Raw genomic sequence first — 6,034 nt, 5'->3', positions numbered from 1 at the left:
GGCGGATGGTAAGCAGTCCGGGGAGGGTGGGGTTGGAGCGCACCCGTCTCTCGTTCTCGCTCGCGCGCAGCGCTACTGGCGCTACTGGCGCCTGTGCCGTCAGCAGGATGACGAGCCACGAATCAGTGTCCGGGATTGACGGATTTGAGGTATTGCTCCACAGCCGTTTCCGATACCCGGTAGGAGCGGCCGAACCGGATCCCCTTCAGGGCACCGGACTTCACCAGACGGTACACCGTCATTTTTGAGACCCGCATCCTGGCAGCTATCTCCGAAACTGTCAGAAAGTTCGTCGTCATCGGTCTGTTCTGTGCCATTGGTACACCTACTCCTTGGAACACATTCGTCACTTCTGTGACCCTGTTAACAGTGACCGTTCCTTGTTGTCTCCGCACGAGTAGCCGCTACGTGTTTTTTTGGGCTCTCAAACCGAGTAGTCGACGAAGGTTCGAGTTGTTTCTATGAAAAGGGCTTGTCCGCTGCAGGGAGATGGCACCTTAGTTATCGCCGCCGAAAGATCGTTCGATGTTCTGCACATCAGTACCCCCCCGAACGGTCCAAGGAGTTCCACCACGGTTCATGCGCTCCCGCGCGTTTGCAGATCCCGACGGCCATCAGTGGGCGGTTATGTGGATGGACCCGAGTGCCGCAGCCGGAGATTGGGAAGCGGTCCAAGCGAAGTACGCTCAAACGGCCGCTGCAGAGTAATGACGGAGCGCCTTCAGCGAAGGTTACGCAAAGGATCGCCCCGGGCGCCGGTCCGGGCCCGGGGTAATTCGCGGTAACGCTACTTGATGATGCGGTAGGAGATGGGGTAGCGGTAGGGCTGGCCTTTGTTGGCCGCAATGCCGCCGATAACCGAGAACACAATCACTCCTATCCACACTGCGAAGAACAGCAGGGAGAAAAGTAGCCCAATCAGGGGAATGAAGCTGAGGATCAGGACAGCAAACCACGCGGCCACCGCCGTGATTTGAAAGTTCAGGGCCTCCTGTGACTCCTGCCGGGTGAACTGGCCGCGGTCCTTGAAAACCAGGTAGATGATCAGGGAAGGCAGAACACCCAGCACCCCGCCGAAATGAGCAAAAGTTGCCCACTGTTTATCGTCGGCCGGGTTGAGGGCCGGTGCCGGCCCACTCGCCGGTGGAGTATAGGGCTGGCCGCCTTGACCAACGGGCGGCGATTGATACTGGTTTCCTTGCCCAACGGGCGGCGAATACTGCGGCCCCGGGCCACCCGCTGGCTGTGTGTGGGGCGAGGTGATCGGAGGGGCCGGATCGGCGGCCCCCTCCGGCTTCTGATTGAACTCCTGCGGGTCCGAAGATGAAGTTGTCATGGCGTTTCCTTAGCCGAATGGAAGCAGCAGTGCACTGCTTGCTTTCAGTATCCGGTCTTTGCCGGGGAATGCAATGGGTAAGCGTGGCCGCTTAGGAAACGCGCCGTTCGTGGGGGCGGGCGCGCCCTGTCTGCTGCCGCTGGGCACCCAACCGGATAACGACGTCGTCATCGAATCTCTGCGGCGGATTCAGGATCATCTGGATCACTGCAAGCGCAGCCACCGGGATGGACAGGAGGACACCGGTGAACAATGCATACATGGCAGTGATGGCGTACAGCGGCGAGTAGAAGAGGCCGGCGATGAATGCCGCGCTTCCCAGCCAGGTCCACAACCAGAAGGCGATCATGGCATAAAGCACAGTCCGGGCACGCCGGAACTTCAACGGATAATGCACCCGCTCTCGCGCCATTTAGTTGTACCCCCGACAGTGCTCATGGACACCGCCTCCGCAGGTCACACCTTGATATTAGTCCGACATTCCCGAAAATCGCGTGCAGGACGTGACAAGGAATTGTGACCGCCGCAGTAGGGGGAAATGTCACCGTTCCAGCAGGGTTCAAAGTTGCACGGAATGGTAGGTCAAAACCAGGTCAGTGGTCCCCGAGGTGCGCCCGCAGCGCCCGTTCGACTGCACGGCGCGCATATAGTCCAGCATTGGCCAGGCACTCCTCCAACGACGGCGCCACCTCGCCCAACGCGCACGAAGCCACCACGCCGTGGGCACCAAGCCGCTCAGCCGTGAGGCTGATCCGTCCGGCAACCGCAATGACCGGGATTCCACGCTGGTGCGCAACGTCGGCCAGTCCCAGCGGCGCTTTGCCAAACTCCGACTGGGCGTCAAGGGAGCCTTCGCCTGTTATCACCAGATCCGCATCGGCAAGCTCGGATTCGAGCCCGGTCAGGTCGGCAACCAGTGCAAATCCCGGTTCCAGGGCAGCGTCAGCGAAGGCGAGGAACGCTGCCGGAAAACCGCCTGCAGCCCCGGCCCCGGGTTGTTGTACCTGGACACCTGCAGCGTCAAGAAGCACCCGGGCCCAGTTTTTCAGCGCCGCATCCAGTTCCGTCCGCAGCGCCGCGCCGGCCCCTTTTTGCTCCCCGAAGACATGCGCCGCGCCCTCGGGCCCGTGGAGCGGATTCTGCACATCCACGGCTATGCGCAGGGTCACGCCGGCCAACCGCGGGTCCAGCCCCGCCACATCAACCCGCGCCGCACGGGACAGAACCAGTCCGCCCAGACCCAGCTCCGCGTCGTCGTCGTCATAGGCCCGCGCGCCCAGTGCGTACAGCGCACCTGATCCACCATCCGTCATGGCCGACCCGCCCACGCCCAGCACAATGTCGGTGGCACCGGCGTCCAAAGCCGCGCGGATCAGCTCCCCGCTGCCATAGGAGTGCGCAGCGCCCGCGGACGCAGCAGACGGCGTGATGTGCTCCAGCCCGCTTGCGCGCGCAGTCTCAATAACAGCAGTAGAGCCAAGCAGCGCCCAAGGCGCTGTGATCATCGAATCCAGAGGCCCCCTCACGGTGGTCTCCTGCCGGATTCCACCCGCGGCAAGTACAGCCTCCAGGGTTCCCTCGCCGCCGTCGGCTATGGGCTGGGTGCGAATGTCAGCATCCGGCAGGACGTCACGCACCCCGTGCGCCATGGCTTCGGCCGCCTCAAGAGCGGTCAGGGTGCCCTTGAACTTGTCCGGCGCAATAAGGATTTTCATGATGGTGTCTCCGTGGATTCGCGGAGAATGATTTCTCCGGTAATGACGCCGGGATTCCCGCCGCCCTGGGAAAATGCGAGATGTGCGGCATTCTCGCCGATCAGCTCCAGCGGCAACCGGACGGTGGTCAGGCCAGGACAGTAATCGCGCAGGGTAGGAATGTCATCGAACCCCGTCACCAGCGCGTCCGCCGGCACAGCCACACCGATGCTCCGCAACCCCGCGATCGCCCCGATGGCCATGACGTCGTTCACCGCGAGCAGGCAGACACCGCGCTCGCCGCCAAGTTGCTCCCAGCATTGTTGGGCGGCGTCATAGCCACCCTCGCGGGTGAATTCACTGACGATGACGGCGGCAGGCGCCAGGTGTGCGGCCTCCAATGCGGCGGCAAACCCGGCCACCCGGTCACGGGCTGTGTTCAGGCCCTCCGGTCCTGCAAGGATCGCGAATCTGTTTCGACCCTGGGAGATGAGTTTCGCGACCAGGGCCATCGCGCCGTCGTAATTACCCACAGGCAGGGTAATGCCCGCGCCGGGGGAGCCGCCCACGGTGACCACCCGTCCGCCGTTCTTTTCGTAGCGGACAAGTTCACGCTCAAGATCGGGCTCGGGGGCCACTTTGCGGGAACCGGCAAGGATGATGGCGTCGGTTCGGTGGGACGCGAAGGCGCTGACGGCGTCCCACTCCGCGGTCTCGGATGGATCCGTGCTGGCCAGGAGTACCTGCCGATTGTATCCGCGGGCCGCGTGCTGGACTCCCCGGGCAATGGAGGAGAAGTAGGGGTCGGAAATGTCGTGCACCACCAGGCCAACCAGGCCGGTGGAGGACCGCGCCAGGGCCTGCGCCTGTGCGTTGGGAACGTAGCCGAGCTCAAGGGCCGCTGCGCGGACGCGCTCTGCGATCTTCTCCGCCGGGCGGCGGTCGGAGCCGTTGAGCACCCGGGAGGCGGTCGCCAGCGAAACCCCGGCGTGTCGGGCGACGCCGGACAGGGTTACAGCTGCCATTGATGTCCCCTTAAGTTTGCGTTTGTATCTCCCGGACAGTGATGGAACAGGCCGACTTGGGCCGTTATGCCAACAATTGCTGCGGGAGCGTCCATGGATTGCGTCTAATAGCTCAGTTGCCCTTGACGGGAGTTCTGCAACCAGCATATATTGGAAAGCGCTTTCCACCTATTTTTACGCCAGGCCCCAGGAGTAAACGTGACTGATACGAAGACCATCCGCATCGCTATGAACGGCATCACCGGCCGCATGGGTTACCGGCAGCATCTGCTGCGGTCCATCCTGCCCATCCGCGAGCAGGGCGGCGTCACACTGGCCGATGGCAGCCGGGTGCAGGTGGAGCCCATCCTGGTGGGACGCAGCGAGGCGAGGATCCGCGAACTGGCGCAACTGCACAAGGTGGAACACTGGACCACTGATCTGGACGGGATCATCAATGACCCAACCGTGGACGTGGTGTTCGACGCATCAATGACCTCCCTGCGTGCGGCAACACTGAAAAAGGCCATGGCCGCCGGCAAGCACATCTACACGGAAAAGCCCACCGCGGAAACCCTCGACGAGGCAGTGGAACTTGCCCGCATCGCGCGAAGCGCCGGCGTGACGGCGGGCGTTGTGCACGACAAGCTGTATCTGCCGGGTCTGGTGAAACTGCGCCGCCTGGTGGACGAAGGCTTCTTCGGCCGGATCCTGTCCCTCCGCGGCGAATTTGGTTACTGGGTGTTCGAAGGCGACCAGCAATCCGCCCAGCGCCCCTCCTGGAACTACCGCAAGGAGGACGGCGGCGGCATGACCACCGACATGTTCTGCCACTGGAACTACGTGCTGGAAGGCATCATCGGCACGGTCAAGTCCGTGAATGCCAAAACCGCCACCCACATCCCCGCCCGCTGGGATGAACAGGGCCGGGAGTACAAGGCAACCGCCGACGACGCCGCGTACGGCATCTTTGAACTGGAGACACCCGCCGGCCACCCGGTGCTCGCGCAGATCAACTCCTCATGGGCCGTTCGGGTCTACCGCGATGAGCTGGTTGAATTCCAGGTGGACGGCACCCATGGTTCGGCGGTGGCCGGGCTGAACAAGTGCGTTGCACAGCAGCGCGCGCACACCCCCAAGCCGGTATGGAACCCGGACCTGCCCGTGACCGAGTCCTTTCGGGACCAGTGGCAGGACGTGCCGGCCAACGCCGAGCTGGACAACGGTTTCAAGCTGCAGTGGGAAGAATTCCTGCGCGATGTCAGCGCCGGCCGCGAACACCGCTTCGGCCTGCTCTCAGCGGCCCGCGGTGTTCAGCTGGCGGAACTTGGTCTGCAGTCCTCGGCCGAACGCCGAACCCTCGACATTCCGGAGATTGCGCTATGACCTCCCTGTACCTGCCCACCGCACAGGGCCCGTTGAAACGCTACGAGCTGCGTGAGGCCACCACCTGGCCAAAACCCTCGGCGCCGCTGACCGCCCGGCGGACGTATGCGGCCGCGCATGTCATTCCCAAGGTCACCGCGGATAACACCCCCGGCGCACGTGCCGTGCTGGACTGGGAAAGCACGCTGGCCTACCGCCACGAGCTGTGGTCCTATGGGCTGGGAGTAGCCGATGCCATGGACACCGCACAGCGGGGGATGGGTCTCGACTGGCCGGCTACGCAGGAACTGATCCGGCGCTCGGGTGCCGAGGCCGCCGTCGTCGTTGGTTCACAGGCGCCCGCAACCCGGGACAAGACCGTGCGCGACCTCCTCGCCTGCGGTGCCGGGACCGACCAGCTGGACCTTGTCACGCTGCCCTCCGGCAGGGCCGGCCTGAACGCCGTTATCGAGGCGTACCGCGAGCAGATCAAAGTGGTGTCCGACGCCGGCGCGAAGGTGATCCTCATGGCGTCCCGCGCGCTTGCTGCCGTTGCGCAGGGTCCCGAGGACTATGAGTACGTGTACGGAATTCTGCTCGCCGAAGCGGACGAGCCAGTGATTCTGCACTGGCTC

The 6,034-nt window shown here is 63.7% G+C and carries 7 protein-coding genes; 2 read left to right on the top strand and 5 right to left on the bottom strand.

Annotation, left to right across the window (positions count from 1 at the left end; genetic code table 11):
- Positions 1 to 122: 122 nt before the first annotated feature.
- The 5 genes from Y708_RS0119590 to Y708_RS0119565 all read right to left on the bottom strand — a co-directional run bounded on the left by Y708_RS0119590 (position 123) and on the right by Y708_RS0119565 (position 4,055).
- Positions 123 to 317, bottom strand: coding sequence for a helix-turn-helix domain-containing protein (locus Y708_RS0119590; RefSeq protein WP_028281224.1), 195 nt, complete (start codon positions 315 to 317; stop codon positions 123 to 125).
- A 470-nt stretch (positions 318 to 787) separates the two neighbouring features.
- Complete coding sequence (locus Y708_RS0119580) at positions 788 to 1,336, bottom strand: DUF4870 domain-containing protein (RefSeq protein ID WP_081747031.1); 549 nt, start codon at positions 1,334 to 1,336, stop codon at positions 788 to 790.
- A gap of 91 nt (positions 1,337 to 1,427) precedes the next feature.
- Positions 1,428 to 1,748, bottom strand: coding sequence for a hypothetical protein (locus tag Y708_RS0119575; RefSeq protein ID WP_028281222.1), 321 nt, complete (start codon positions 1,746 to 1,748; stop codon positions 1,428 to 1,430).
- 181 nt (positions 1,749 to 1,929) lie between these two features.
- Positions 1,930 to 3,051 carry a glycerate kinase gene (locus Y708_RS26565; protein WP_051479203.1) on the bottom strand — a complete coding sequence of 374 codons (1,122 nt, stop codon included), beginning with the start codon at positions 3,049 to 3,051 and terminating at the stop codon, positions 1,930 to 1,932.
- Positions 3,048 to 4,055 (bottom strand): LacI family DNA-binding transcriptional regulator, encoded by a 1,008-nt coding sequence (locus Y708_RS0119565; RefSeq protein ID WP_028281221.1) that lies wholly within the window; start codon positions 4,053 to 4,055, stop codon positions 3,048 to 3,050. The genes Y708_RS26565 and Y708_RS0119565 overlap by 4 nt, the downstream gene beginning before the upstream one ends.
- 228 nt (positions 4,056 to 4,283) lie before the next feature.
- On the opposite strand from Y708_RS0119565, the gene Y708_RS0119560 reads away from it, so the two are divergent.
- Positions 4,284 to 5,420, top strand: a complete 1,137-nt coding sequence (locus Y708_RS0119560; RefSeq protein WP_035776946.1) for a Gfo/Idh/MocA family protein — start codon at positions 4,284 to 4,286, stop codon at positions 5,418 to 5,420.
- A partial coding sequence (locus Y708_RS26560; RefSeq protein WP_035776898.1) for a DUF993 family protein occupies positions 5,417 to 6,034 on the top strand: 618 nt, incomplete at its 3' end. The genes Y708_RS0119560 and Y708_RS26560, both read left to right, overlap by 4 nt.

It is taken from the genome of Arthrobacter sp. H5 (assembly GCF_000520595.1).
Lineage (GTDB): Bacteria > Actinomycetota > Actinomycetes > Actinomycetales > Micrococcaceae > Arthrobacter_D.
Note: the sequence above shows the minus strand (reverse complement) of the source record. Positions and strands in the feature narration are given on the sequence as shown.